The 25,874-nt window shown below is 70.1% G+C and carries 24 protein-coding genes; 12 read left to right on the forward strand and 12 right to left on the reverse strand.

Features of this window, described 5'->3' with window-relative positions; all coding sequences use genetic code 11:
* Positions 1-3: 3 nt before the first annotated feature.
* Positions 4-786, forward strand: a complete 783-nt coding sequence (locus ABZ833_RS22490) for a class III extradiol ring-cleavage dioxygenase (RefSeq protein WP_361049291.1) — start codon at positions 4-6, stop codon at positions 784-786.
* A 9-nt stretch (positions 787-795) separates the two neighbouring features.
* On the opposite strand, the gene ABZ833_RS22495 is transcribed toward ABZ833_RS22490, so the two are convergent.
* Entirely contained in the window at positions 796-1,824 is a 1,029-nt protein-coding gene (locus ABZ833_RS22495) for a questin oxidase family protein (RefSeq protein WP_361049293.1), read from the reverse strand.
* 105 nt (positions 1,825-1,929) lie between these two features.
* Entirely contained in the window at positions 1,930-2,460 is a 531-nt protein-coding gene (locus ABZ833_RS22500; RefSeq protein ID WP_361049295.1) for an N-acetyltransferase family protein, read from the reverse strand.
* A 184-nt stretch (positions 2,461-2,644) separates the two neighbouring features.
* Here ABZ833_RS22500 and ABZ833_RS22505 point away from each other — a divergent pair, with 184 nt between their 5' ends.
* The gene (locus ABZ833_RS22505) at positions 2,645-3,652 is read left to right on the forward strand and encodes a sigma-70 family RNA polymerase sigma factor (protein WP_249589372.1); all 1,008 of its coding nucleotides are present in this window, start codon (positions 2,645-2,647) and stop codon (positions 3,650-3,652) included.
* A 103-nt stretch (positions 3,653-3,755) separates the two neighbouring features.
* Here ABZ833_RS22505 and ABZ833_RS22510 read toward each other — a convergent pair whose 3' ends face one another.
* A complete protein-coding gene (locus tag ABZ833_RS22510) occupies positions 3,756-4,754 on the reverse strand; it encodes a YafY family protein (protein ID WP_361049298.1) in 999 nt (332 codons plus the stop codon).
* Positions 4,755-4,816: 62 nt separating this feature from the next.
* Between ABZ833_RS22510 and ABZ833_RS22515 the strand changes: the two genes are divergently transcribed.
* Entirely contained in the window at positions 4,817-6,376 is a 1,560-nt protein-coding gene (locus ABZ833_RS22515) for an MFS transporter (RefSeq protein ID WP_361049300.1), read from the forward strand.
* 36 nt (positions 6,377-6,412) lie between these two features.
* On the opposite strand, the gene ABZ833_RS22520 is transcribed toward ABZ833_RS22515, so the two are convergent.
* Positions 6,413-7,687 (reverse strand): extracellular solute-binding protein, encoded by a 1,275-nt coding sequence (locus tag ABZ833_RS22520; protein WP_361049302.1) that lies wholly within the window; start codon positions 7,685-7,687, stop codon positions 6,413-6,415.
* 128 nt (positions 7,688-7,815) lie between these two features.
* Here ABZ833_RS22520 and ABZ833_RS22525 point away from each other — a divergent pair, with 128 nt between their 5' ends.
* The 5 genes from ABZ833_RS22525 to ABZ833_RS22545 all read left to right on the forward strand — a co-directional run bounded on the left by ABZ833_RS22525 (position 7,816) and on the right by ABZ833_RS22545 (position 12,864).
* Positions 7,816-8,475: a TetR family transcriptional regulator gene (locus ABZ833_RS22525; RefSeq protein WP_361049304.1), complete on the forward strand. Its 660-nt coding sequence runs from the start codon at positions 7,816-7,818 to the stop codon at positions 8,473-8,475.
* A gap of 129 nt (positions 8,476-8,604) precedes the next feature.
* Positions 8,605-9,366: a DeoR/GlpR family DNA-binding transcription regulator gene (locus ABZ833_RS22530; RefSeq protein ID WP_361049305.1), complete on the forward strand. Its 762-nt coding sequence runs from the start codon at positions 8,605-8,607 to the stop codon at positions 9,364-9,366.
* 77 nt (positions 9,367-9,443) lie between these two features.
* Positions 9,444-10,391 carry a 1-phosphofructokinase gene (gene pfkB / locus ABZ833_RS22535; protein WP_361049671.1) on the forward strand — a complete coding sequence of 316 codons (948 nt, stop codon included), beginning with the start codon at positions 9,444-9,446 and terminating at the stop codon, positions 10,389-10,391.
* A gap of 94 nt (positions 10,392-10,485) precedes the next feature.
* Positions 10,486-12,483 carry a fructose-specific PTS transporter subunit EIIC gene (locus tag ABZ833_RS22540; protein ID WP_361049307.1) on the forward strand — a complete coding sequence of 666 codons (1,998 nt, stop codon included), beginning with the start codon at positions 10,486-10,488 and terminating at the stop codon, positions 12,481-12,483.
* A 126-nt stretch (positions 12,484-12,609) separates the two neighbouring features.
* A complete protein-coding gene (locus ABZ833_RS22545) occupies positions 12,610-12,864 on the forward strand; it encodes a hypothetical protein (protein WP_249589379.1) in 255 nt (84 codons plus the stop codon).
* Between the two features lie 87 nt (positions 12,865-12,951).
* Here the strand turns inward: ABZ833_RS22545 and ABZ833_RS22550 are convergent, their stop codons facing one another.
* From ABZ833_RS22550 to ABZ833_RS22565, 4 genes are all read right to left on the reverse strand, one after another.
* Positions 12,952-13,743 (reverse strand): DUF6227 family protein, encoded by a 792-nt coding sequence (locus ABZ833_RS22550; RefSeq protein WP_361049309.1) that lies wholly within the window; start codon positions 13,741-13,743, stop codon positions 12,952-12,954.
* Between the two features lie 160 nt (positions 13,744-13,903).
* Positions 13,904-15,133, reverse strand: a complete 1,230-nt coding sequence (locus ABZ833_RS22555; RefSeq protein ID WP_361049311.1) for an Ig-like domain-containing protein — start codon at positions 15,131-15,133, stop codon at positions 13,904-13,906.
* A gap of 183 nt (positions 15,134-15,316) precedes the next feature.
* The gene (locus tag ABZ833_RS22560; RefSeq protein ID WP_361049313.1) at positions 15,317-16,408 is read right to left on the reverse strand and encodes a P1 family peptidase; all 1,092 of its coding nucleotides are present in this window, start codon (positions 16,406-16,408) and stop codon (positions 15,317-15,319) included.
* Positions 16,409-16,434: 26 nt separating this feature from the next.
* The gene (locus ABZ833_RS22565) at positions 16,435-17,673 is read right to left on the reverse strand and encodes a low temperature requirement protein A (protein ID WP_361049315.1); all 1,239 of its coding nucleotides are present in this window, start codon (positions 17,671-17,673) and stop codon (positions 16,435-16,437) included.
* A 262-nt stretch (positions 17,674-17,935) separates the two neighbouring features.
* Between ABZ833_RS22565 and ABZ833_RS22570 the strand changes: the two genes are divergently transcribed.
* The 4 genes from ABZ833_RS22570 to ABZ833_RS22585 all read left to right on the forward strand — a co-directional run bounded on the left by ABZ833_RS22570 (position 17,936) and on the right by ABZ833_RS22585 (position 23,132).
* Positions 17,936-19,369 carry a NarK family nitrate/nitrite MFS transporter gene (locus tag ABZ833_RS22570; RefSeq protein ID WP_361049317.1) on the forward strand — a complete coding sequence of 478 codons (1,434 nt, stop codon included), beginning with the start codon at positions 17,936-17,938 and terminating at the stop codon, positions 19,367-19,369.
* Positions 19,370-19,702: 333 nt separating this feature from the next.
* On the forward strand, positions 19,703-21,961 hold the full coding sequence (pflB, locus tag ABZ833_RS22575) for a formate C-acetyltransferase (RefSeq protein WP_361049319.1): 2,259 nt from the start codon (positions 19,703-19,705) through the stop codon (positions 21,959-21,961).
* 111 nt (positions 21,962-22,072) lie between these two features.
* On the forward strand, positions 22,073-22,867 hold the full coding sequence (gene pflA, locus ABZ833_RS22580) for a pyruvate formate-lyase-activating protein (protein WP_361049321.1): 795 nt from the start codon (positions 22,073-22,075) through the stop codon (positions 22,865-22,867).
* 37 nt (positions 22,868-22,904) lie between these two features.
* Positions 22,905-23,132 carry a hypothetical protein gene (locus tag ABZ833_RS22585; protein ID WP_249589387.1) on the forward strand — a complete coding sequence of 76 codons (228 nt, stop codon included), beginning with the start codon at positions 22,905-22,907 and terminating at the stop codon, positions 23,130-23,132.
* Positions 23,133-23,139: 7 nt separating this feature from the next.
* On the opposite strand, the gene mscL is transcribed toward ABZ833_RS22585, so the two are convergent.
* The 4 genes from mscL to ABZ833_RS22605 form a co-directional block, all read right to left on the reverse strand.
* On the reverse strand, positions 23,140-23,619 hold the full coding sequence (gene mscL / locus ABZ833_RS22590; protein ID WP_361049323.1) for a large conductance mechanosensitive channel protein MscL: 480 nt from the start codon (positions 23,617-23,619) through the stop codon (positions 23,140-23,142).
* 135 nt (positions 23,620-23,754) lie between these two features.
* Complete coding sequence (locus tag ABZ833_RS22595) at positions 23,755-24,285, reverse strand: hypothetical protein (protein ID WP_361049325.1); 531 nt, start codon at positions 24,283-24,285, stop codon at positions 23,755-23,757.
* 209 nt (positions 24,286-24,494) lie between these two features.
* On the reverse strand, positions 24,495-25,355 hold the full coding sequence (locus tag ABZ833_RS22600; protein WP_361049327.1) for an S-methyl-5'-thioadenosine phosphorylase: 861 nt from the start codon (positions 25,353-25,355) through the stop codon (positions 24,495-24,497).
* Between the two features lie 75 nt (positions 25,356-25,430).
* Complete coding sequence (locus ABZ833_RS22605) at positions 25,431-25,808, reverse strand: FmdB family zinc ribbon protein (protein ID WP_361049329.1); 378 nt, start codon at positions 25,806-25,808, stop codon at positions 25,431-25,433.
* Between the last annotated feature and the right edge of the window lie 66 nt (positions 25,809-25,874).

Raw genomic sequence — 25,874 nt, forward strand, 5'->3', positions numbered from 1 at the left:
GCCATGACCGCAACCCAGGAGCGCATGCCCGCCCTGTACCTCAGCCACGGCGCGCCGCCGCTGGCCGACGACGCGCTCTGGCCCGACCAGCTCCGCGCCTGGTCGGCGGAGCTGCCGCGCCCCAAGGCCGTCCTCATGGTCTCCGCCCACTGGGAGGAGGCCCCGCTCGCGCTCGGCGCGACACGGACGATGCCGCTGGTGTACGACTTCTGGGGCTTCCCCGAGCACTACTACCAGGTCACGTACGCCGCTCCGGGCGCCCCTCAACTGGCTGATTCCGTACGCAAATTGCTGCGCGGGGCAGGTACGCCGGTGCAGGACATCCCGGATCGCGGGCTCGACCACGGAGCGTATGTCCCGCTCGTCGAGATGTATCCGGACGCGGACGTCCCCGTCCTCCAGATCTCCCTGCCGACCCTCGATCCCGCGAGCCTGATGGACATCGGACGCAAGCTGGCGCCGCTGCGGGACGAGGGCGTGCTGATCGTCGGCAGCGGCTTCTTCACGCACAATCTGGCGGCGCTGCGCCAGGGCGGTACGCCGTCGTGGTCGGTGGAGTTCGACGCGTGGGGGCACGAGGCGCTCGAAGCGGGCGACGTGGACGGTCTCCTCGACTTCCTGCACAAGTCCCCGGCGGGCGAGCTCGCACATCCGCGCACGGAGCACTTCGCGCCCCTGTTCGTGACGCTGGGGGCCGCCGAGGCCTCGGGGGACCTCGGCGGCCAGCGGAGCGTGATCGACGGGTTCTGGATGGGGCTCGCCAAGAGGTCGGTGCAGTTCGGCTGAGCCGGGGCGTCAGACCAGCGGCTCGCTGATCTCGATCGCGCGCAGGGCGGATGCCAGGGCCCGCTCGTCGCCCACGTCCAGTGCCGTGTCGGTGAACTTGATGACGTGCTCGTCGCCGTGCGCCAGGGCCCGCTCGAAGACCTCCTCGGGGGCGAAGGTGCCGGGCGCCGTGTACGCGACCGGGGCGTCAGGGGCGTACATCGAGGTCACGGCGGCCGACGCCGTCCACGCCGCGTGCAGGCTCGGCGCCCACAGGGTGCGGGGCAGCGCGGGCAGAGCGCGCAGCACGGCGTTGGGCGCGGTCGACGCGTGCACCAGCATCGTCTCCTCGCCGTGGCCGTGCGTGGCGTACCGGTGGGTGGCCGCGCGCACCAGCTCCGTGAGCCCGCGGTGCGCCTCGTCCGGGTCGCTCACGCCGGCCGCCCACGCGGGCAGGCCCACGACCCGGCCGAGCCTGGCGGGGAAGCTGCCCTCGGCCCTGTCCGGGACCGGCTCGACGGCGTCCAGGGCGGCGGCTGCCGTGCCCGCGCTCAGGGGCAGGAGCTCGACGCCGGTGACGGGGTGGTGGCGGGCGGCCCAGTAGCCGAGGCCGTGAGCCAGTTCCGCGAGGCGGGGTCCGGTCTCGTCCCCTCTCAGGAGCGTGCGCACCGCGTGGCCCACGCGGATCACCGGGTGGGTGGAGCCGCCGTACATGCCCGGCAGCAGGAGCGGCCACCAGGCGGCGAGGACGTCGCGCCACGGGCGTTCGCCGATCTCCCGGCCGAAGTACGCGATCCAGTCCGCGGCGCGGCGCGGATCGCCGAGAGCCTCGCGCCACGTGTCGCCGGTGATTGTCCCGACCGTGCTCGGGTACTCCTCCAACTTCGGCGCGTACAGCTCGAGCCAGCGGTGGACCGCACCGGAGCGGCCGTGCGCGGCGAGCGCCTCGACGGCCATCGGCGCGTGGTTGGTGAGCCGTCCGAGCCGCTCGGGGCCCGATGCGTGCAGGCGCTGGAGGGCTTCGTCGAGGGTGCCTGAGGTGTCGGCTGTGGCGTCCATGCGGGCACGCTAGGACGGGTGCGCGCGGGGTGTAACGGTCCTGCGGCCTAGGCCGCGCCCTAGGTCAGGGCTTAGGACGGGCCTGGTCAGGACCTAAGACCCGGGTCAGGGCCGGGCGTGCAGGGGACGCTCGTACCAGGCGACGTCCCAGTAGCGGCCGAACTTGCGGCCCACCTCGCGGTACGTGCCGACATGCCGGAAGCCGAAACGTTCGTGGAGGCGCTCCGACGCGTCGTTCGGCTGGGCGATCCCGGCGTAGGCGCGGTGCAGGTCCTCGCCCTCCAGGGCCTCGAAGAGCGCCTTGTAGAGCAGGGTGCCGATGCCACGGCCCGCGGCATCGGCGGCGCAGTAGACGCTGACTTCCACAGAGGTGGCGTACGCGGGCTTCGTTCGGAAAGGACTACTGGTGGCGTATCCGAGGATCAGGCCGGAATCCCGCTCCTGGGCAACCAATAGGCGGTGGGGGCCGTCTTCAGGATGGGAGAGCAGCCAAGGGCGGCGCTCTTCCGGCAGGAAGACGGCCGTGTCGAATGTGATCGCCGTCTCACGTACATAGTGGTTGTAGATGTCGGTCAGGGCCGCGAGATCAGCCTCCGCGCCCGGCCTGACCTGCACCTCTGTACGTTCCGACGGCATCTGGCCTCCCCTTGTGGCGGCACAGGGTACTGCAACGTCAGGAAAATAGATGCACGGCTTGGGAATTCTGTCCGGATTCCAGTCGTTGTTTCCATCGGAAGCAGGGCACCCGGAAGGGTGTGGTTTCCACCACAGAGGCCCGTGAAAAGGGCCGACCAGGACCTCCACACGCAAGGGAGCACGCATGGCAACCCGTGCCGTCGCCCGTCGTAAGTCCGCCACCTCCGGCGAGACCGACGCGGCACGCAGTGTTCGCGCCGTAGGCGGGGAGATCGCCGACCGCGACCTGGTCGGCATGTACCTCGACGAGATCGCGCGTACGCCGCTGCTCGACGCCGCCAAGGAAGTCGAGCTGTCCCAGATCATCGAGGCCGGTGTGTACGCCCGGAAGATAATCGACGGCGAGGTCGAGAGCTCCGGCGCGGGCGCGAAGGCGTCCCGCGAGGAGCTGGAGGCGCTGGTCGCCGACGGCGAGCGGGCCAAGGACGTCTTCATCCGGTCGAACCTCCGGCTCGTCGTGGCCGTGGCGCGCCGCTATCCGCGCAGTGGTCTGCCGCTGCTCGACCTGATCCAGGAGGGGAACGCGGGCCTGGTCCGCGCGGTCGAGAAGTTCGACTACGCCAAGGGCTTCAAGTTCTCCACGTACGCCACGTGGTGGATCCGTCAGGCCATCACGCGCTCCATAGCCGACCAGTCCCGCACCATCCGGCTGCCCGTCCACCTGGTGGAGGAGCTGGGGCGGATCCGCCGGGTCATGCGCGAGTTCAACCGCAAGCACGGGCGCGACCCGGAGCCGGAAGAGGTCGCCGCCGAGCTGGACTCCACTCCGGCACGTGTGACGGACGTCCTGGACTGGGCGCGCGACCCGGTCTCACTGAACATGGGCGTGGACGACAACGGAGACACGCAATTCGGTGACCTGCTGGAAGACACCTCCGCGGTCTCGCCCGAGCAGTCCGTCCTGACGCTGCTGCGCAGCGAGGAACTGGACGACCTGATCGGCCGCCTCGACCAGCGCACGGCCTCCATCATCAAGATGCGGTACGGCATCGAGGACGGCCGCGAGCGGACCCTTACGGAGGTCGGCAAGCAGCATGGGCTGACGCGGGAGCGGATCCGCCAGATCGAGAAGCACGCGCTTCTGGAGCTGAAGAAGCTGGCTCGGGACACGGGCTTCGACGCGGCTGCCTGAGCGGCCTGCTCGGCGGCCCCACCAGCTGAGCCCCGGTGCCATCCCCCCCGGCACCGGGGCTCATTCTTCTTTTCCCGCACACCCGCCCGATTGCCCCGCAGGATCAGCCGGACGACGCCCGGGTCAGGCGGGAGCCCAGGTCCCGTAGGGAAGCCACCAGCTCCGGGGGCCCGTGGGCCACGAAATCGCAGCCTGTCATGGCGAGCCGTACCGCCAGCCAGTCCACCGCATCCGTCACCGTGGCCCGCACGCGGCAACTCCTGGCCGTCAGCGGTTCCGGCGCCCCCAGGGCCGGGAGCCTCGTCGCGACGGTCTCCGCGGACTCCGCGAACGTCACGTCGATCGCGTACGAAGGCTGGCCCCGCCACATCGACCGGCGGATGTACTCCGCGGCGTCCCCCGTCGGAAGCTCCCGCGGGACGAAGCGCGCCCCGGTCGCGAACGGGGACGACACCCGGTCCACCCGGAACGTGCGCCAGTCGTCGCGGTCGATGTCGTACGCGACCAGGTACCAGCGCCGCCCCGTCGACACGAGCCGGTGCGGCTCCGTGAGCCGGCGGGTCTCCGTGCCGTCGCCGGAGCGGTACGCGAAGCGGAGCCGCTCCTGGCCCGCCGCCGCGGATGCCATGACCGTGAGCGTCTCGGGCGCGATGCTGGCCCCGTCCCCGCTGGTCAGCGGGGTCGTCGCGATCTGGAGGGTCTGCACCCGGTGGCGCAGGCGCGACGGGAGGACCTGCTCCAGCTTCGCCAGGGCCCGGACCGACGCCTCCTCCACCCCCTCCACCGCGTGGCCCGCCCCCGCCCGCAGCCCCACCGCGATGGCCACCGCCTCCTCGTCGTCCAGGACGAGCGGAGGCATCGCCTTGCCCGCGACCAGGCGGTATCCACCGGTCGCCCCCTGGCTCGCCTGCACCGGATAGCCGAGGTCCCGCAGCCGGTCGATGTCGCGCCGCACCGTACGGCGGCTGACGCCGAGCCGGTCCGACAGCTCCCCGCCCGGCCACTCGCGCGGGGTCTGGAGGAGGGAGAGGAGCTGCAGCAGCCGAGCCGGGGTGTCCGTACCGCCGGACCGTTCCGAGGTCGTGCCGGAAGTCGAAGTCATGTCACACAGGATGCCGCGCATCTAGGACACGCTCTGGCCTATATGGCTTCTAGTCTCCTCCCATGACTTACAGCAGCCCCGCCACGACACCGCCCGGAACGGCCGCCGCAGCCGACCGGCGCCGCTGGCTCGCCCTCGCCATCGTGATGACCGCGGCCTTCATGGACCTCGTCGACGTCACCATCGTCAACATCGCGATCCCGTCCATCCAGGAGGACGCAGGCGCCTCGTACAGCCAGATCCAGTGGATCACCGCGGGCTACGCGCTCGCGTTCGCGGCCGGACTGATCACCGGCGGGCGGCTCGGCGACATCCACGGGCGCAAGCGGATGTTCCTCATAGGCATCGCGGGCTTCACCCTCGCCTCCGCGCTCTGCGGCTTCGCCGCCAACCCGGAGATGCTGGTCGCATCGCGGATCCTCCAGGGCGCCATGGCCGCGATGATGGTGCCGCAGGTCCTGTCGATCGTGCACGCCACGTTCCCCGCGCACGAGCGGGGCAAGGTCTTCGGGCTCTTCGGGATGATCGTGGGGCTCGGCGCCGTCTCGGGGCCGCTGCTCGGCGCGCTGCTGACCCAGTGGAATCTGTTCGGGCTCGAATGGCGTCCGATCTTCCTCATCAACCTGCCCGTCGGGATCGCGGGACTGATCCTGGGCGCCAAGTTCATCAGTGAGTCCAAGGCCCCGAAGGCCCTCAAGCTCGACCTCGTCGGCGTCGTCCTGGTCACGCTCGGCCTGCTGATGGTGCTCTACCCGCTCACCCGTGGGCGCGAGCTGGACTGGCCGCTGTGGGGTTACGCGATGATGGCGGGCGGACTCGTGGTCTTCGGCGCGCTCATCGCGTACGAGAAGGCGAAGGCGGCGAAGGACGGTTCGCCGCTCGTGGAGCTGTCCCTGTTCAAGGTGAAGAGCTTCGCCGCGGGCATCGCGGTGCAGACCGTGTTCGGTGTCGCGATGGGCATCTTCTTCCTGGTCTGGACGGTATACATGCAGACGGGCCTCGGCTGGAGCGCGCTGCGGGCGGGCACCACCGGGGTGCCGTTCTCGATCGCCGTCTCGGTGGCGGCCGGCATGTCCGTGCAGAAGCTCGTGCCGCGGTTCGGGCGCAAGGTGCTGCAGGCCGGCGCGCTCGTCATGGCGGCCGGGGTGCTGCTCTACATCTGGGAGGCGGACCGGTACGGCGCGGGCATCGCGTCCTGGCAGATGGCTCTGCCGCTGGTCGTGATGGGCGCCGGGATGGGACTCATCGTCGCGCCGCTGACCGACGCCATCCTGTCGGACGTGCCGCGTGAGCACTCCGGGTCCGCGTCCGGGCTGCTCAACACCGTGCAGCAGATGGGTACGGCGCTGGGGCTCGGCCTGGTCTCCGTGGTGTTCTTCGGCATGATCGACGAGAAGGCGGCGCCGAGCCAGGTGCCCACGGAGATCGTGGGCGCGTTCCAGAACTCGCTGTGGTGGGTCGTCGGCGTGCTCGTCGTCATCTTCCTGCTGATGTTCGCCCTGCCGGGCAAGCCGCGGCAGCACGTCGAAGGTGGCGGCGACGAGGATGCGGATGCGGTCGCGGACGCGGGCGAGGATGCGGCCGGTGAAGCTCCCGCGCGGGAGGCCGCGTTGACCTCCTGAGCGGTGTCGGACCGGCGGGCGCGGCCCGGGTGGAGCCTAGAGCTCCGCCTGGGCCGCCGTCGTGTCCAGGGCTTCGAGTACGGCGCCGGGGTTGCCGCCCTTCGTGACGGCGGCCCCGATCTCCTTGCGAATGGCCGCCCGCACGGTCGGCCACGAGCGGAGGCTGACCGGCTGGAACTGCGCCTGCGGCATCTGGTCGATGAACTTCCACAGCGGGCGCTGGGCCGCGTCAGCGCGCAGCGCCGACGAGGCGGAGCTGGTGACCGGGAGCGCGGCCTGGCCGCCGCCGTACGCCTTCGCCGACTTGCGGCCGTAGAGGTAGCTGAGGAACTTCCCGCACGCGTCGCCGTGGCCGTTCTGCTTGAACGCCATCAGCCAGTCGCTCAGGCCCACGGGAGCCGCGGCCCCGCCCCTGCGCGTGGGGAACGCGGCATGGGCGTAAGGGAACTTGACCTTGTCGGCGGCGCCCATGAGCACGGGGTGCGCGATCAGCATCCCGATGTTGCCGCGCATGAACTGCTCGTACGCGGCCGTCCTGTTGAGCCCCGCCGGGTCCGCGCCCGCGAGGCCCTTCGCCACCAGCTCGTCCCGCAGCCAGGTCAGTGTCCGGACGTTGCTCGCGGTGTGGAAGTCGTAGCCGGCCAGGCCCGCGTAGCCGCCTTCGTCCGCGAGCATCCAGGACAGGGCCTCGTCCTCGGCGGCCTCGGGGCCCAACTGCAGCCCGTACGGCGTCTTCACGCCGATCCCCTTCAGCGCCTGCGCCGCCGAGCGGAGCTCGTCCCAGGAGGTGGGGGCGCCGCTGATGGCGGCCTGCTTGAAGAGGGCCTTGTTGTAGAAGAGGCGCGGGGTGCTGGCGAGGAACGGGATGCCGTACTGGATGTGCTTGACCGATCCCGCCTCGGCGTACGAGCGGGTGAAGTCGGCCTCGGTGCGGATGTCGAAGAGCTCGGAGGCGCCGTAGAGCTGGTCGCCCTCGGCGTAGGGGGCGAAGACGTTCGACTGCGCGATGTCGGGGGCGTTGCCGTCCTTCACGCGGCGGGCGAGCGTCCGGTCGAGCTTGTCGAAGGGGACGCGTTCCAGGGCGATCTTGACGGTGGGGTGCGCCTTCTCGAAGGCGGTGACGAGGCCGCCCCACTGGTCGCCGATGGAGGAGCCGACGCTCTTGTCGTAGCTGGCGACGAGGAGTTTGAGGGTGGTGGTGTCGCCGCCGGACGAGCAGGCGCCGAGGGTGGGGCCGAGGCCGAGGGTGAGACCGAGGGCGGAGACGCCGGTGAGGCCGGCGGAGTGGGAAAGGAACTGTCGACGACGCACCGGTGTAGCCACCTTCTCGAACTTCTTGGGCCTGTGCACTTGATCTCAACGGTGGCAGATTCTGTCACACAGGCATGATGTGCCGAGGGAGGGCCCGTCCCTGTGCCGTCTGGCATAACCTGCCTGGCATGCCCGCAAGTTCGCTCAATGCGCCCGATTCGCTCACCGAACGCCGTAAGGCGGAGACGCGGCTGGACATCGCCCGTACCGCGGCCGCGCTCTTCGTCGAGAACGGGCTGAGGGCCACGCGCGCGGAGGACATCGCCCGCGCGGCGGGTGTCGCGCCGCGCACCTTCTACCGCTACTTCGCGACGAAGGAGGAGGCTGTGGCCCCGCTCTTCGCCGCCGGGGCGCAGCAGTGGGCGGAGGCGGTGCGGGGTGCGCCCGCGGGGCTGCCGGTGCGGGAAGCGCTGCGCCACGCGGCGTCGAGGGCGCTGGTCCCCGACAGCGATGCCGCGCCGGGGCTCGCGATCGGGGACGCGGAGGCGCTGGAGTGGGTGCGGGCGCTGCTGCGGATGGCGGGGGAGAGTGCGGCGCTCAGGGCGGTGTGGTCGAACGCCTGCCACGCCTCGGAGGAGACGCTGCTCTCCGTCCTGACGGAGCGGGAGGGCCGTGGGGCGGGAGCGCCTTCGCTGGAGCTGCGGCTTGTGGCGGGGGTGGCCAGTGCGGCGGTGCGGGTGGCGGTGGAGACGTGGGCGGCAGGCGACGACCCCGCCGGGGGCGGGGGCGGCCCGGCAGCGCTGGCGGAACACTGCATCGAAACCTTGGAGGGCTTCCGCTGGCCGTAGGGCTCAGTGGTCCCGGGACGTAAGTCCGTTTGTGTCTGCCGAAGGTCCGAACGTGTTTACTTTGCTGAAATCCAGCCGTAGCCTGCAAGGGAAACAACACGCTCGGGCATCAGGCGGAGGCAAACGGACATGTACGCACCGGAGCGGCAGCAGGAGATCCTGCGGCTCGCACGCGACGGCGGCCGAGTCGACGTGCTGTCGCTCGCCGAGGAGTTCAAGGTCACCGCCGAGACCATCCGGCGCGACCTGAAGGCCCTGGACCGCGCCGGTCTCGTACGCCGCGTGCACGGCGGCGCCATACCGGCAGGACGCCTCGACTTCGAGCCCGACCTCGCGGAGCGGGAGGGAACGGCCGCCGACGAGAAGGACCGCATCGCCCACGCGGCCCTCGCCGAACTCCCCGCCGAAGGCAGCGTCATCCTCGACGCCGGCTCGACCGTCGCCCGCCTCGCCGCCTCGCTCCCGCTGGAAGCGACGTTCACCGTCGTCACCCACGGCCTCCCCACCGCGGCCCGCCTCGCCGACCACCCCGGCATCCAGCTCCACCTCATCGGGGGCCGCGTCCGCAGCCGTACGCGCGCCGCCGTCGACGCGTGGGCGCTGCGTGCGTACGGAGAGATCCGCGCCGACGTCCTCTTCGTCGCCGCGAACGGCTTCTCCGCGGAAGCGGGACTCACCACCCCCGACCTCGCCGAGGCCGCCGTGAAGCGCGCGGCGATCGGCGCTGCCCGCCGCGTGGTCCTCCTCGCGGACTCCACCAAGCACGGCCAGGAGCACTTCGCGCGCTTCGGCGACCTGGCCGACGTGGACCTGCTGATCACCGACACCGGACTCAGCCCCGAGGACGCCGTGGCGATCGAGGGCGGCGGCACGGAGGTGATCCGGGCATGAGCGGTACGGGCACGGACCCGAACGTGGGCAGCAGCAGTAACAGCACGCAGGTCAGCAAGGAAACGGTACGTACGCGCATGATCCTCACCGTCACCCCCAACCCCTCCCTCGACCGCACCTACGAGGTCCCCTCGCTGGACCGCGGCGAGGTCATCCGCGCCACCGGCGACCGGATGGACCCGGGCGGCAAGGGCGTCAACGTATCGAGGGCCGTCGCCGCGGCGGGCGCGGAGACGCTCGCCGTCCTGCCCCTCGGCGGCGCACCGGGCGCGCTCGTCGCCCAGCTCCTCGACGAGCAGGGCATCAAAGTCGCCCCGGTCCCGGTCGCGGGCCAGACCCGCTCGAACATCGCGGTCGCCGAGCCCGACGGGACGCTCACCAAGATCAATGCGACAGGGCCCGAACTGACGTCCGTCGAAGCCGAGTTGCTGCTCTCCGCCGTGCGGGAGCGGTCCACCGGCGCCGACTGGATCGCCTGCTGCGGCAGCCTGCCGCGCGGGCTCGCCCCCTCCTGGTACGCCGACCTCGTGGCCCGCGCACACGCCGCAGGCGCCCGCATCGCCCTGGACACCTCCGGCCCGGCCCTGCTCGCCGCGCTCGCCGAGCGCCCCGACGTGGTCAAGCCGAACGCGGAGGAACTCGCCGAAGCCGTGGGCCGCCCCCTGGCGACGGTCGGCGACGCGGTCAAGGCGGCGGAGGAACTGCGGGAGTTGGGCGCACGGGCCGTGCTCGCCAGCCTCGGCGCCGACGGCCAGCTGCTCGTGGACGACTCGGGCGCCCACTTCGGCAGCGCACCCGTCGACGCCGTACGCAGCAACGTCGGCGCCGGTGACTCCTCCCTGGCCGGTTTCCTCATCGCGGGCGGCACCGGCGCCACGGCCCTCGCATCGGCGGTGGCGCACGGTGCCGCAGCGGTCCAGCTCCCCGGCAGCGCGATGCCGACCCCCTCGGACCTCGCGCCCGACGCGGTCACGGTCACCTCGGAGGTCCCGATGGACCGCGTACTGACGGAGCCCGTGTCATGACTCCCCACACGACCCGCAAGGGCCTCAGCTCCACCCTCTCAACCCCCGTCCCCACCCCCGCCCTCCGGGCGATACGCGTGCGAAGGAGCCCGCGATGAGCGAGATGATCACCGCGGAACTGGTCGACCTCGAAATCGACCGGTCCGCCGGAACCAAGGAAGCGGCGGCCCGTGCCCTCGCCGAGCGCATGGTGGCCCTGGGCCGGGTGACCGATCTGGAGGGGTTCCTCGCCGATGTGGCGGCCCGCGAGGCGCAGATGCCGACCGGCCTCGACGGCGGCATCGGCATCCCGCACTGCCGCAGCACCCACGTCACCGAGCCGACCCTCGCCTTCGGCCGCTCGGCCGACGGCATCGACTTCGGGGCGCCGGACGGACCCGCCGACCTGATCTTCCTGATCGCCGCGCCCGCCGGTGCCGATGACGCGCACCTGACCATCCTGTCGTCCCTTGCGCGGCAGTTGATGGACGAGGAGTTCACGAGCGCGCTGCGGGCCGCGACGGACGCGGAGACGGCGGTTTCATTGATCACTGGGGATGACGAGCAGGCGGGTGGTGAGCCCACAGAAGAACCCACCGACCCGCAGCCGGAGAACGACCCCACCCCGGCGGAGCCGTTCCGCATCGTGGCCGTCACCTCCTGCCCCACGGGCATCGCCCACACGTACATGGCCGCCGAGTCCCTCGAAAACGCCGCCCGCGAGGCAGGCGTGGAGCTGACGGTCGAGACCCAGGGGTCAGCAGGCTTCACCCGTCTGGACCCGGCGGTCATCGCCTCCGCCGACGGCGTCGTCTTCGCGCACGACGTCCCCGTACGGGACAAGGACCGCTTCGCCGGGAAGCCCACCGTCGACGTGGGGGTGAAGGCCGGCATCAGCAGGCCCGCCGAACTCATCGCCGAGGTCCGGGCGAAGGCGGCCCGCGGCGAGACCACCGCGGACGTCGGACCGAGCCCCGTCGACAACGCCGGGGACAGCGGCGACGGCTACGGCACCAAGCTGCGCAAGTGGCTGATGTCCGGCGTCAGTTACATGGTCCCGTTCGTCGCCGCCGGCGGCCTCCTCATCGCACTCGGCTTCGCCATCGGCGGCTGGAAGATCGACAAGGCCCCGTCGGTCGCCGAGCACTTCGTGTGGACGGACACCACCAGCTGGGCCGCGCTCCTCTTCCAGATCGGCGGGCTCGCCTTCGCCTTCCTGGTGCCGGTCCTCGCGGGCTACATCGCGTACGGAATGGCCGACCGGCCAGGACTCGTCCCGGGCTTCGTCGGCGGCTCCGTCGCCGTCACCATCGACGCGGGCTTCCTGGGCGGCCTCGCGGCGGGCCTGATCGCCGGTGGGGTCGTGATGGGCATCCAGCGCGTGAAGATCCCGGCCGTCCTGCGCGGCATCATGCCCGTGGTCGTGATCCCGCTGATCTCGTCCGCGATCGTCGGCTTCCTGATGTTCCTCGTCATCGGAAAGCCCATCGCCTCGCTGCAGAGCGCGCTCACCGACTGGCTTGAGGGGCTCTCCGGCGCCAACGCGATCATCCTCGGCGTCATCCTCGGCCTGATGATGTGCTTCGACCTCGGCGGACCGCTGAACAAGGTCGCGTACGCCTTCGCCGTCGGCGGCCTCGCCAACCCGACCGAGGGCAGCTTCAAGGTCATGGCCGCGGTGATGGCCGCCGGCATGGTCCCGCCGCTCGCCATGGCCCTTGCCACCACCGTCCGCGGGCGGCTCTTCACCAAGACCGAGCGCGAGAACGGCAAGGCGGCCTGGTTCCTGGGCGCCTCCTTCATCACGGAGGGCGCGATCCCGTTCGCCGCGGCCGACCCGCTGCGGGTGATCCCCGCGTCGATGGCGGGCGGCGCGGTCACCGGCGCCCTGTCGATGGCCTTCGGCTGCACGCTGCGGGCCCCGCACGGCGGCATCTTCGTGGTGCCGCTCATCGGGCAGCCGCTGCTGTACCTGGTGGCGATCGCCGCCGGTGTCGGCGTCTCGACCGTGGTGGTCATCCTGCTCAAGGGCGGCCGCAGGACGGCGCCTGCCGAGAGCGGCGCCACGGCCGACGCGGCCGTGACGGAGAAGCCGCTGCCGGCGGCGGTCTGAGCACCGGCCGCCCACCCCATGGGGTTCGGCCCCTATGAGGGGGGTTGTGCGACATGCGTCACTTCAGGACGTAAGTCCCACAACCCCCCTGTCGTAAGCCCCGGATCGTGTTGTCTACTGTGCGGCATGCTCCAGAATGTCTCGATCCTCCAGCAGACAGGCGTGGCCGTACTGGCCGTGGCGACCGTCGTCTGGGCCGTGGGCCTGGTGCGGGTGCTGCGTCGCGACCAGGTCGACGTGGACGTCTGGCGCCAGTCACAGGCGCTGCGCGCGCTGCCCGCGCAGACCGGCCCGCCGCGCGCGGAGACGGTCGATCTGACGGCGGACGAGCGGGCCGCCTTCGCGGGTCTCGTGCGGCAGTTCGGCGACAGCAGGCCGTGAGGCCGTACAGGTACGCCGCTCCCGCCTGACTCCTGACTCCTTACGCCGCTCCCTGTTCTTTGCAGGGGCCCTGCTTCCGGTGGGCTCCTACTTCGTGCGCTGCTGCGGAAGGCTCCTCGCGCGCAGCTCCATCGCCGCGCGTGCCGCTTCCTCGGAGACGTACACCTCGCACCTGTGCCGCTTGTCCGGCGTGACCGTGTGCTCGACCTCCCAGAGGCTGAGCTCGCTGCCGTCGAAGAGCAGGAACGCGTGTTCGTAGAGCGAGAAGCAGAGGCGTGCCTCGCCCGCCAGGCAGGGGCGGCCGAAGGCCTGGGTGATCTGGTGCGCGAACGCCGAGCGCAGTAACCGCTCGATGTCCTCGGCGGGCCGTCCCTCGCTCACCGGGTTCTCCGCGCGGCGCAGCAGCCGGCGCGCGTGATCCGCGGAGTCGTCCGGGACGTACGTATGACGGGGCTCGTCGGTGACCGAGAGCTGGAGCACGACGGGCTGCTCGCAGACGGCGGCCGGGGTGTCGGGCGGGAGCGGCAGGCGCGAGGTGGCGACACCGGCCTCCTCCTCGTCCGCGTACAGCTCGTACTGGGGGTGGCTGCCGGGGCCCGTGTTGTGCGCGAGCTCCCAGAGGGTGAGCGCGCCGGCGTCGGCGAGCAGCCATGTGTGCCGGTACGTCTCGCGGTGCATGCCCGCGCTGTGGTGCGCCGAGTGCAGCGAACTGTCGTACGCGAGAGCCGACTCCAGGCGTCCTATCGTGTCGTCCGGCAGGTCGAAGGAGTTCAGGGCGCGGCGAAGAAGCCGCTCTAGATGCTCCTGCGGAGAGTGCGGAGACTTCTGCTCGGCCGACTGTGGCTCGTACGCCGTCTCGTACTCGTACGGAACGCTCAAGGTCTCTCCCGGCGTTGCTGCATGTCACCTTGTGAGTGCATACCGTAGCCCCTGCGTCGGACATCATGCCCGGGAACAGGAAAACGTACGAGCCGCACGGCAAGTTCCCGTGCGGCTCGCGGTGTTGGCCCTGGTGAGAGGGTCGGCCCGGCGGCTGGAATCAGCCCGCGCTGCCCGCCGTCCACTGGCTCCAGGACATGTTCCAGCCGTTGAGGCCGTTGTCCGGGGCGATCGTCTCGTCCGGGGAGCCCTTGACCGTCACGATGTCCCCGATGAGGGAGTTGTCGTAGAACCACGCGCCCGGCGTGCTGGAGTCGCCCGCGCCCTGCGCGTCCTGGAGGCCGACGCAGCCGTGGCTGGTGTTGGCGCTGCCGAAGATCGAGGGCGAGCCCCAGTAGTTGCCGTGGATGAAGGTGCCGGAGGACGACAGGCGCATCGCGTGCGGGACGTCCTTGATGTCGTACTCACCGCCGAAGCCGACCGTGTCGCCGTTCATCCGGGTCTGGGTGAACTTCTCGGAGATCACCATTTTCCCGTTGTACGTGGGGTTCGACGGGCTGCCCGCGGAGATCGGGATGGTCTTGACGACCTTGCCGTCCCGCTCGACCGTCATCGTCTTGGCCTTCACGTCGACCGTGGAGACCTGCGCGCGGCCGACGGTGAAGGTGACCGTCTTGTTCTGTACGCCGGTGGCGCCGTCCGCGCCCTTCACGCCCTCCAGGTCGATCTTCATCGTGACCTTGGAGCCGGCCTTCCAGTACTCCTCGGGCCTGAAGTCGAGGCGCTGGTTCCCGAACCAGTGGCCCACGACCTTCTGGCCGCTGTCGGAGGTGACCTTGATGTGCGACTGGACGGACTGCTTCTCGGTGATCGCCTTGTCGAAGTTGAAGGAGACCGGCATGCCGACGCCGACCTTCGTGCCGCCGTCGGGGGAGTAACTGCCGATGAAGCTGTTGTCCTTCGAGACGGTGGTGAAGATCGAGTTCTCGGTCGCTTCCTTGCCCTTGGTGTCCTTCGCGTCGGCCGTGATCTTGTACTTCATGCCGCGCTCCAGCTGGGCCTTGGGCTTCCAGCTTGTGCCGTCGCCGGAGAGCGTGCCGTCGACCGCCGCCCCGGTGGAGACCAGGGTCATCTTCACCTCGGTCAGCTTGCCGCCCTTGACCTTGACGCCCGTGGCGTTGATCGAAGCGCCGGTCGAGCCGTCCTTCGCCGAGATGCTGATGTCGGCGCCCTGGGTCTTGGGCTTGCCGTCCTTGTTGTCGCCGTTGGCGTCCGCGTCGCCGCCGCAGGCCGTGAGGGAGAGCGCACCCACGGCGGCGAGCGCGGTGGCCGCCAGAAGGGTGCGTCGCCGGGGCTTGGCTATGTGCGACGTTGTCACGGGCTGCTCCATCTTTGTGCGAAGTGCGCGTTCTGATCCAGTACGAGTTAAGAGCGGCCTGCAGGCGGAAAGGTTCCGTCCGCTTGGTGTGAGCGGGGGCACAGCGGCATGGCCCGCCGACGGCCCAACGGGCGCTGTTCTGCTGCTATTTGTAGCGTTTCTTTCTTGGGATTCCCTTAAGGGTTCCTCTGTGGACTATGTGGTGTAGAGGTCGCGGTACGAGGGGAAGTCACCGCCCGGTGTCTTCACCGACTCCGCGGCGAGCAGCGCCCGGACGATCGCCGCCGTCACCATGTCCGCGCCCGCCGCGAGGATCTCGTTCAGGGCGAGCGGGTTCCGCGCGGCGTCCGGCAGGGGGTGCTCGCCGGTCGCGAGGGCGAAGACGGTGTCCCCGTCGTTGAGGAGATGGACGGGCCGCACGGCGCGCGCCATGCCGTCGTGCGACGTACCGGCCAGCTTCTGCGCCTGGGCCTTGGTGAGTTCGGCGTCCGTGGCGACCACGGCGAGGGTGGTGTTCAGCGGGGGAGGCCCACTCTTGGCGGCGGCTTCGGCGAGGCGGCGCGTGGCCTCCTCGTGGACCTCGGGGGCGGGATGGGCCACTTGCCGTCCCTCGAAGTACCGCCCGTACAACGCGCCCGTCCCCGGATCGACCCCCGAGCCCGCGGCGTTCGCCACGACCAGGGCGGCGACCGTGACACCCGATTCCAGCCTGACGCTCGCGCTGCCGATGCCGCCCTTGACCTTGCCGACCACGGCGCCGGCGCCCGCGCCCACGTTCCCCTCCTCGACGGGCGTGAACGGCTCGGTGGCCGCGGCGGCCTCCACAGCGGCGCGGCCCGTCGTGGCGTCGGGGCGCGCGCTGAAGTCGCCGCCGCGGCCGAGGTCGAAGACGCAGGCGGCCGGGACCACGGGGACGACGTGGGAGGGATCGGGGCCGACCCTGACGCCGCGGCCCTGCTCCTCCAGCCACGCCATCACGCCGGTCGCCGAGTCCAGGCCGTACGCGCTGCCGCCGGTGAGCACGACGGCCTCGACGCGCTGCACCAGATTGCGGGGGTCCAGGGCGTCCGTCTCCCGGGTGCCGGGGCCGCCGCCGCGCACATCCACGGCCGCGACGGCGCCGCCCACCGGGGCGAGCACGACGGTGGTGCCGGTGAGGTGGCCTTCGTGGGCGGGGGCGGTGCGGGTGGCATGACCCACACGCAGGCCGGGGACGTCGGTGAGGGAGTTGAGAGGGGTGAGGGGATGGGGAGAGCCGGGGGAGGTGAGGGGGTCGGAGGAAGCCATGCCGACTTGCGTATCACGCGCGGGAGTTACGCGGCCCTCTCCTGGCGGGCCATCCGGCTGGTAAGCGTCACACCGGTCGCGACGGTGGCCGTTGCCACGATCCCCGCGACCAGGACGGCCCAGCTGCCCGCGAACGTACTCGCGAGCGTCGCCAGCGCACTGACCGGCAGGACCAGTTGCTGGGCGAGGCCCACCTTGTAGTAGCGGGAGTGCAGCAGCCAGACGGTGAGGAGATACAGCGCCATCGGCACGGTCACCGCGGCGGACGCGGCGAGCGTCGAGATGTGCGCCTTGCCGACCGCCTCCTCGACCGCGACCTCGAGCCCGGCTCCGATCGCGGCGGCCGAGCCGAGGATGACGTAGTGCCCGTACCCCCACAGGAAGGCCTGCCGGTTGCCGCTCAGGCGGCCGTGGATGGGCACGACGAAGTAGATCCACCACGCGGCGAAGACCATCAGGAGACCGCCTGCCGCGATGGGCAGGAGTTCGCCGAGTGCGTCGTTCTCCTCGATGCCGGACTTCACGGCGACGGTCGCCGCCGCGATCGTCTCGCCGAGCACGATGATCGTGAACAGGCCGTACCGCTCGGAGATGTGGTGCGGATGCCAGGCCGTGGTGTAGCTCTTCTCCGCGAACACCGGCACGCACATCTCGAGGACCGCCATCGCGAGGAACAGCCAGAGCCGCCCGCCCTCGGGCAGGAACAGCAGCCCCGACCAGCCGATCTGACAGACCAGCACCCCGCACGCGTACCGCAGCGCGGTGGTGCGTTCGGCGCCCGTCGCCGACCAGGCGACGCGCAGCCACTGGACGGTGAGCGCGACCCGCATGATCAGGTAGCCGAGCCAGATGAGCAGGAAGTCGTGCTCCTCGAACCCCTTGGACACCCCGGCGGCGAACACGAGCACACCGGCGATCTGTACGAGCGTGACCACGCGGTAGAGCACGTCGTCGTTGTCGTATGCCGACGCGAACCACGAGAAGTTGACCCACGCCCAGAACAGCGCGAAGAACACCATCGCGTAGTTGAGCACGCCCTCGCCCGCATGCCCCTCGGCGACGGAGTGCACGAGCTCGGCCCCGGCCTGCGCGACCGCCACGACGAAGCAGAGGTCGAAGAAGAGCTCCAGCGGAGTCGCGGCCCGATGCGCCTCCTCGCGCCCCCGCGCGCGGAGGGGCCGCACGGCTGCCGGAGGAGGTGCGGGAGCTGTCACGGGTGTGGGAGGCGGGGCTGGGGTCGGCTCGGGTGCCGCTGCGGACGTCATGAGCCCCAGCACAGCAGAAGGCCCGCGCCGAATCGGGCTGCGGCGCCCAGCGGGTCGGCAGTGACACCCGGGCGCCGCACGGCGGGTGGCCGGGGCCCGCTCGCGCACCGCGGCCCACGAGGTCCGAAGACCCCCTGATCTTGGTGTCTTTGGGCTGGTCGGCGCGTGTCCTACGACTCTGCTCCACAGGAGTCGCGCACGGCACCGTGGAAACGTCAGGCCCCGGAGCAAGGTCGGGACCGGTAGCGAACTGGGAACCAACATGAGATCGCCTGCCACCCAAGAAGCGCAGACCGCACCAGTGGACGCGACGTACGACACGACGCAGTACCGCCCCGGCAAGACCATCACCGACTGGGAGCCGGAGAACGAGCTCTTCTGGAAGTCCATCGGCAAGAAGGTCGCGTCCCGCAACCTGTGGATCGCCGTCCCCGCGCTCCTGGTGGCGTTCGTCGTCTGGCAGGTGTGGTCGGTCACCGCGACCAACCTCAAGGACGTCGGCTTCGGCTTCTCCACCTCGCAGCTGTTCTGGCTGACGGCCGTCCCCGGCATCACCGGAGGCACGGCGCGCATCTTCTACACCTTCCTCGGCCCGATGATCGGCCAGCGCCGCTTCACCGCGCTCTCCACGATCGTCCTGGTCATCCCGCTGATCTGGCTCGGCATAGCGGTCCAGGACCCGAACACGTCGTACGGCGTGATGATCGCCATCGCGGCCCTGTGCGGCGTCGGCGGCGCGAACTTCGCCTCGTCCCTCGCCAACATCGGCTTCTTCTTCCCCAAGCGCGACAAGGGCAACGCCACCGGCATCAACGGCGGCCTCGGCAACCTCGGTGTCTCCGTCGTCCAGCTGGTCACCCCGATCGTCATCACCAGCTCGGTCCTCGCGGTCGGCTCGGCCCAGCACAAGGCCGACGGCACGCCCGTGTTCCTGCAGAACGCCGCGTTCCTGTGGGTGCCGGTCCTGGTGATCCTGGCCGTCGTCGCGTGGTTCGGCCAGAACGACCTGAAGGTCGCGTCGACCCCCTTCAGCCAGCAGAAGATCATCTTCAAGCGCAAGCACAACTGGCTGATGACCTGGCTCTACGTCGGCACGTTCGGTTCCTTCATCGGGTTCGCGGCGGCCCTGCCGATGCTCATCAAGACGACGTTCACGCCGATCGATGCGGCCTACTCCGCGGCGACGTACGCCTGGATGGGCCCGGCCGTGGGTGCGCTCGCACGCTGGGCTGGCGGCTGGATCGCCGACAAGATCGGCGGCGCCAGGGTCACCATCATCTCGTTCGTCGGCATGGCGCTCTCGATCATCGGCGTCATCAACTTCCTGCCCTCCGGCGGCGACAACGGCAGCTTCTACGGCTTCTTCGCCTGCTTCCTGGCCGCGTTCTTCTTCTCGGGCATCGGCAACGGCTCGACGTTCCGCCAGATCCCGGTGATCTTCCGCGCCCAGCACCTGAAGGGCCTGACGGAGGGCACCCCCGAGTACGCGAAGGCTCTGAAGCAGTCCGAGATGGAGGCGGGCGCCGTCACCGGCTTCACCTCCGCCATCGCGGCGTACGGCTTCTTCTTCATCCCGGCGATGTTCGCCAACTTCGCGGTGACCAGCGCGATGTGGGGCTTCGTGGCCTTCTACGCCAGCTGTATCGCGGTCTGCTGGTGGTTCTACGCCCGCAAGGGCGCGGAGTCCCCGAGCTGACGTCCTGAGCGGCGTCGGCGGGACGGGCCGGGTGTGGGAGCACCCGGCCCACTCGCATGTCCAGGCCCCTCTGGCACTCCAAGCACTTCTAGCGCTCCTGGCCCCCCTGACCCCGTACCACGGGATGTGCGGGAAATTCTTGTGAATGCATTCACAAGCGAACTTAGGTCCAAAGTCCCGAAGGAATTCCCAGGTCAGGGCGGGTGCGTCTGGTCGGGGGAGCGGAGAGAGGGGACCTCGGGCCCTGAAGTGGGGACCATTGCGGCGCCGCTGATCGATCAAACCGGAGTGCAATGGAGGCATAGCGAAAAGACGACTCGGAAGGTGCCGGCGATGACTGCCACTCCCGCGGAAACGACAGTGCACGGCGAGGCATGGGACGGCTTCAAGGGCGGCCTGTGGCGGGACGCCATCGACGTCCGCGACTTCGTGCAGCAGAACTACACCCCGTACGAGGGCGACGACTCCTTCCTGGCCGGCGCGACCGAACGCACCACCCAGGTCTGGCAGAAGCTGCTGTCGATGTTCCCGGCGGAGATCGAGCGCGGCATCCACGACGTCGACGTGAAGACCCCGTCCCGCATCGACGCCTTCAGGCCCGGCTACGTCGACGGCGACCGGGACCTCATCGTCGGCCTGCAGACCGACGCCCCGCTGCGCCGCGCCATCATGCCCAACGGCGGCTGGCGCATGGTCGAAAGCGCACTCAACGCCTACGGCTACGAGGCCGACCCCGAGGTCAGGGAGGTCTACACGCACCTCCGCAAGACCCACAACGAAGGTGTCTTCGACGCCTACACACCCGAGATCCGCGCCTGCCGCTCCTCCGGCATCATCACCGGCCTGCCCGACGCCTACGGCCGAGGCCGCATCATCGGCGACTACCGCCGCGTCGCGCTCTACGGAGTCGACCGCCTCATCGCCGCGAAGGAGGCCGACAAGGCGCTCCTCGGCGAGGAGTGGGCCACCGAGGACGTCATCCGGGCCCGCGAGGAGACCTCCGAGCAGATCAAGGCCCTGGGCGAACTGAAGGCCATGGCGATGTCGTACGGCTACGACATCTCCGCCCCCGCCACCAACGGCCGTGAGGCCGTCCAGTGGCTGTACTTCGCCTACCTGGCCGCCGTGAAGGAGCAGAACGGCGCGGCCATGTCGATCGGCCGCATCGACAACTTCCTCGACATCTATCTCCAGCGCGACATCGAGTCCGGCCGCATCACCGAGACCGAGGCCCAGGAGTTCATCGACGACTTCGTCATCAAGCTCCGCATCGTCCGCTTCCTGCGCACCCCCGAGTACAACGAGGGCTTCTCCGGCGACCCCACCTGGGTCACCTGGTCGATGGCCGGTATCGGCCAGGACGGCCGCCCGCTGGTCTCCCGCACCACGTTCCGTGCCCTGCAGACCCTCTACAACCTGGGCCCCGCCCCCGAGCCGAACCTGACGGTCTTCTGGGCGCGGGAACTGCCCAAGGGCTTCAAGGACTTCGCCGCCAAGGTCGCCATCGACACCTCGGCCATCCAGTTCGAGTCCGACGACCTGATGCGCCCCAAGTACGGCGACGACACCGCGATCGCCTGCTGCGTCTCGGCGATGGCCGTCGGCAAGCAGATGCAGTTCTTCGGAGCCCGCGTCAACGTCGCCAAGGCCCTGCTTTACGCGATCAACGGCGGCCGTGACGAGAAGACCGGCAAGCGCGTCGTCGAGGGCTTCGAGCCCATCGAGGGCGACTACCTGGACTACGACACCGTCGCCGAGCGCTACGACGCGATGCTCGGCTGGCTCGGCAAGACGTACGTCCACGCGCTGAACGTCATCCACTACATGCACGACAAGTACGCCTACGAGCGCATCGAGATGGCGCTGCACGACCAGGAGATCCTGCGCACGATGGCGTGCGGCATCGCGGGCCTCTCGGTCGCCGCCGACTCGCTCTCCGCCATCAAGCACGCCAAGGTCAAGGTCATCCGCGACGAGACGGGCCTCGCCGTCGACTACGAGATCGAGGGCGACTACCCCGCCTACGGCAACAACGACGAGCGGGCCGACGCCATCGCCCAGCGGATCGTCTCGGACTTCATGGGCAAGATCCGGCAGCACCCGACCTACCGGAACGCGGTGCACACCCAGTCCGTCCTGACGATCACCTCGAACGTCGTCTACGGCAAGAAGACCGGCAACACCCCCGACGGCCGCCGCGCGGGCGAGCCGTTCGCCCCCGGAGCCAACCCGATGAACGGCCGTGACGAACACGGCTACATCGCCTCCGCGCTGTCGGTCGCCAAGCTCAACTACGACGACGCCGAGGACGGCATCTCGCTCACCAACACGATCACGCCGGACGCCCTGGGCCGCACCCCCGGCGAGCGGATCCAGAACCTCTCCGGGGTCCTCGACGGCTACATGGCCAGCGACGGCTTCCACATGAACGTCAACGTCCTCGACAAGGCGACGCTGCAGGACGCCATGGAGCACCCGGAGAACTACCCGCAGCTGACCATCCGGGTCTCCGGCTACGCGGTCAACTTCATCCGCCTGACCCGCGACCAGCAGCTCGACGTCATCAACCGCACCTTCCACGGCTCCCTCTGAGCCACCGGCTCCCCACGAGCCACCCCTGATCCGCGGCCCCGGAGCCGAACCCTCACTCCGGCTCCGGGCGCCGCGCACATCACGTCCTGCCAGTAGTCCGGGAGTTCTGCCATGACTGTTCTGCTCGACACGGCGATCGAATCCACCACCCCGGCGGCCGCGGTCACCCGGCGCCCCGTCACCGGATCCATCCACTCCTGGGACCTGTCCACCGGCGTCGACGGCCCCGGCAGCCGCTTCGTCACGTTCCTCTCGGGCTGCCCGCTGACCTGCCTGTACTGCCACAACCCCGACACCTGGCGGATGCGGGACGGCAAGCGGACCACCGCCGACGACGTGATCAAGGAAGCCGCCAAGTACACCAAATTCATCTCGGCGGCGGGTGGCGGCGCCACCGTCAGCGGCGGCGAACCCCTCCTGCAGCCCGTCTTCACCGGCGAACTGCTGCACCGCCTCAAGCACGAACTGGGCCTGCACACCGCCCTCGACACCTCTGGCTTCCTCGGCGTGCGCGCCACCGACGCCCTGCTCCGTGACGTCGACCTCGTGCTCCTGGACATCAAGTCCTGGGACCGCGAGACGTACAAGAAGGTCACCGGGCGCCCGCTGCGGCCCACCCTCGACTTCGCCCACCGCCTCGCCGGCCTCGGCAAGGAGGTCTGGGTGCGCTTCGTCCTCGTGCCCGGTCTGACCGACGACCCGGAGAACATCGAGGGCGTCGCCCGCTTCGCCGCCTCGCTCGGCAACGTCTCGCGCGTCGACGTGCTGCCCTTCCACAAGCTGGGCGAGGCGAAGTGGGACGCCCTCGGCAAGGACTTCACCCTGCGCGACACTCCCTCGCCGACTCCGGCGCAGGTGGCCACCGCCAAGGAGATCTTTGCAGCTCAGGGGCTCATGGCCGTCTGACTCCCACGGCGGCGCCCCACGGACGTACCCTGGAGACATGAGCACCGCCCCTGCCTCCGAACCGCGCGATCCGAAGGAATCGGAGACCCCGAAGGGCTCCGCGGCGCCGAAGAAGCCGAAGAGCGCCCTGGTCTTCGACGACCCCCTGTCGCAGCAGTCTTCGGACGACACGGACCGTGGGTGGGGCGAGCGGCCTCCGGTCGGCGGCGACAGCGCCGCCGACCTGGCGCGCTTCCTCGACGAGAAGCCGCCCCACCACCTCTGAGCGCGCGCTAGCGCTCGTCGTGCCCCGCGCCGCGCTGGGCCACCAGGGCGTCGCGGATCTCCTTGAGGACCTCCAGCTCCGAGAGCTCGAGGACCTCCTGCGTCCCCTCCTTCGCGGCCTTCCGCGCGGCCTGCTTCGCCAGGTACTTGGCCATGGGCAGCACCATCAGGAAATAGACGACGGCCGCGGTGATCACGAAGCTGAGCGTCGCGCTGAGCACGGAGCCCCACATGATCGGGATGCCGCTGACGACCTCCCCCGCGTCGTTCATCTTGCACGGGTCCTTCAGACACGAGCTGTAGTGGTCGAGGTCCTTCGTACCGAAGGCACCGACCAGCGGGTTGATGACACCCTTCACCACGGAGTTCACGATGTTCGTGAACGCGGCGCCGATGACCACCGCGACCGCCAGGTCGATGACATTGCCGCGCATCAGGAAGGCCTTGAAGCCCTCCCAGAGACTCGGTTCGTTCTTCTCGCTCACCACGAGGCCTTTCGTTGCAACTGCAGGTCGTGAAACAAACAGCTTCGAAACCTACGGCAGGGCCTGGCAGCACTGTCCAATTGGGTAACACGAATGAGCGACTTGACAGGATGTCAGTGCAGTTGCACACGGCGTGGGTCAGCACAACGTCACCGCCAGACGCATGCTCGCTCCCGCACCGGCGAGCCGTGCCGCCGTAGCCCGTGGCACGGAGAGCACCACCAACGCCCCTGCCTCGGCGGTACTTTCGGCCGCACCGTCGCCGGGCTCGGGCACCTCGGCCACCCTGGCCCCGGCAGCCACCACCCGTGACGCGGAGCCGTCGGCGGCGACGACATCGACCCGGTCGCCCCGGTGCAGCAGCCGCACCGTCTCCGCGTCCGCGATCCGCACGGGCGCCGTCACCCAAGGGGCGGCCCGCTCCGGCTGCGGCGAGGAGGAGGCAGCCGTCGGATGCCCCGGTGGCCGTGCCCGCTCGGCATCCCGCGGCCCGGCGGCCACGAGCGCCGCCGCGGTCACCGCGAGCCCCGCGGCCATGGCCCGCCGTCTGTGCCGCAGCAGCCTTCGCAGCCGGTGCCTCCCGCCTCGTACGCGCACGGGGGCGAAATGAGGCACCGGACAGGGCGCGGGAGGAGAAGAGGACGGGATGTCTGAGGGAACGTGTGCCACGACGGCCACCACCTGCGGAGAGAGTCGGGAGAGCTGAGGATCTTGCCTTCCGCCCTCACGATGCAGGCCCGCGCCGAATCCCGCTGAGCCCCGTGGACTACTCGCGGGTTGTGGACAACTCCCTCACCCGAAGGGGAAGTTCCAGCCTCGAACGGGCCCGCCTCGAACGGCCCCTGCCACGGCCCGTGCCCCAACGTGCCCCGGACACCTCACGGCAGCCGAATCCCCGTCTCCATCCCGCCCAGCGCCTCCGCACACAGACAGTCCCGCTCACCCTCCGCCGGCAGCCCCGCCACCGCGTCGAACAGCACCGTCCGCAGCCGGTCCACATTCGCCGCGAACACCTGGAGCACCTCTTCGTGCGAGACGCCCTCGCCGCTTTCCGCCCCCGCGTCCAGGTCCGTGACCAGCGTCAACGACGTATAGCAGAGCTCCAGTTCACGGGCGAGCACGGCCTCGGGATGCCCCGTCATGCCGACCACCGACCAGCCCTGCGCCGCGTGCCAGAGCGATTCGGCCCGGGTCGAGAACCGCGGCCCCTCGATCACCACGAGCGTCCCGCCGTCCACCGGCTCCCACTCACGCCCACGGGCCGCCTTCAGGGCGGCGCTGCGTCCGACGGGGCAGTACGGGTCGGCCAGCGACACGTGCACGACGTTCGGGATGCTCCCGTCCGCCAGCGGCACCCCGTCGAAATACGTCTGCGTACGCGTCTTCGTGCGGTCCACGAGCTGATCGGGCACCAGTAGCGTCCCGGGCCCGAATTCGGGCCGCAGCCCGCCCACCGCACACGGGCCGAGCACCTGCCGTACGCCCACGGAGCGCAGCGCCCACAGGTTGGCGCGGTAGTTGATGCGATGCGGCGGCAGATGGTGTCCGCGGCCGTGCCGGGGCAGGAACGCGACCCGTCGTCCGGCGATGTCACCGAGGAAGAGGGAGTCGCTCGGCGCTCCGTAGGGGGTGTCCACCTGGAGCTCGGTCACGTTGTCGAGGAAGGAGTAGAGACCGGAGCCGCCGATGACACCGATCTCGGCGCGTTCCGTGCTGGTCGTGTCCGCCGTATTCACCATGCCGTGCACAGTAGCCGGGCCCCGGAACGCCGAAATCCCCGCTGTCGGACGACAGCGGGGACCTGGAGAAAGAACTTAGGCGGCCGACGAGCTGGAGGAACTCGAAGAGCCGGCCGACGAACCCGAGGAGGAGCCGGACGACTTCGAGTCCGAGCCCGAAGAGCCCGAGGAGCCCGAGGAGGAGGACGAAGCGCCCGCGGTGGACTTGGAGTCCGACGGCTTGGAGTCCGAGGACTTCGACGCGTTCGCCGTCGAGGGCGTGCTGCTCGACGACGAGCCGCGGCTGTCGTTGCGGTAGAAACCGGAGCCCTTGAAGACGATGCCGACCGCCGAGAACACCTTCTTGAGGCGTCCGTCGCAGCTGGGGCACACGGTCAGGGCGTCATCAGTGAACTTCTGCACCGCCTCGAGGCCCTCGCCGCATTCGGTGCACTGGTACTGGTACGTCGGCACTTGCTTCCTCCTGGCACTCTCACTCGATGAGTGCTAACGACGGTCCATAGTGACGTATTCCGCGGG

The sequence above is a fragment of the Streptomyces sp. NPDC047525 genome, from assembly GCF_040643025.1.
Classification (GTDB): Bacteria; Actinomycetota; Actinomycetes; order Streptomycetales; family Streptomycetaceae; genus Streptomyces; species Streptomyces durmitorensis.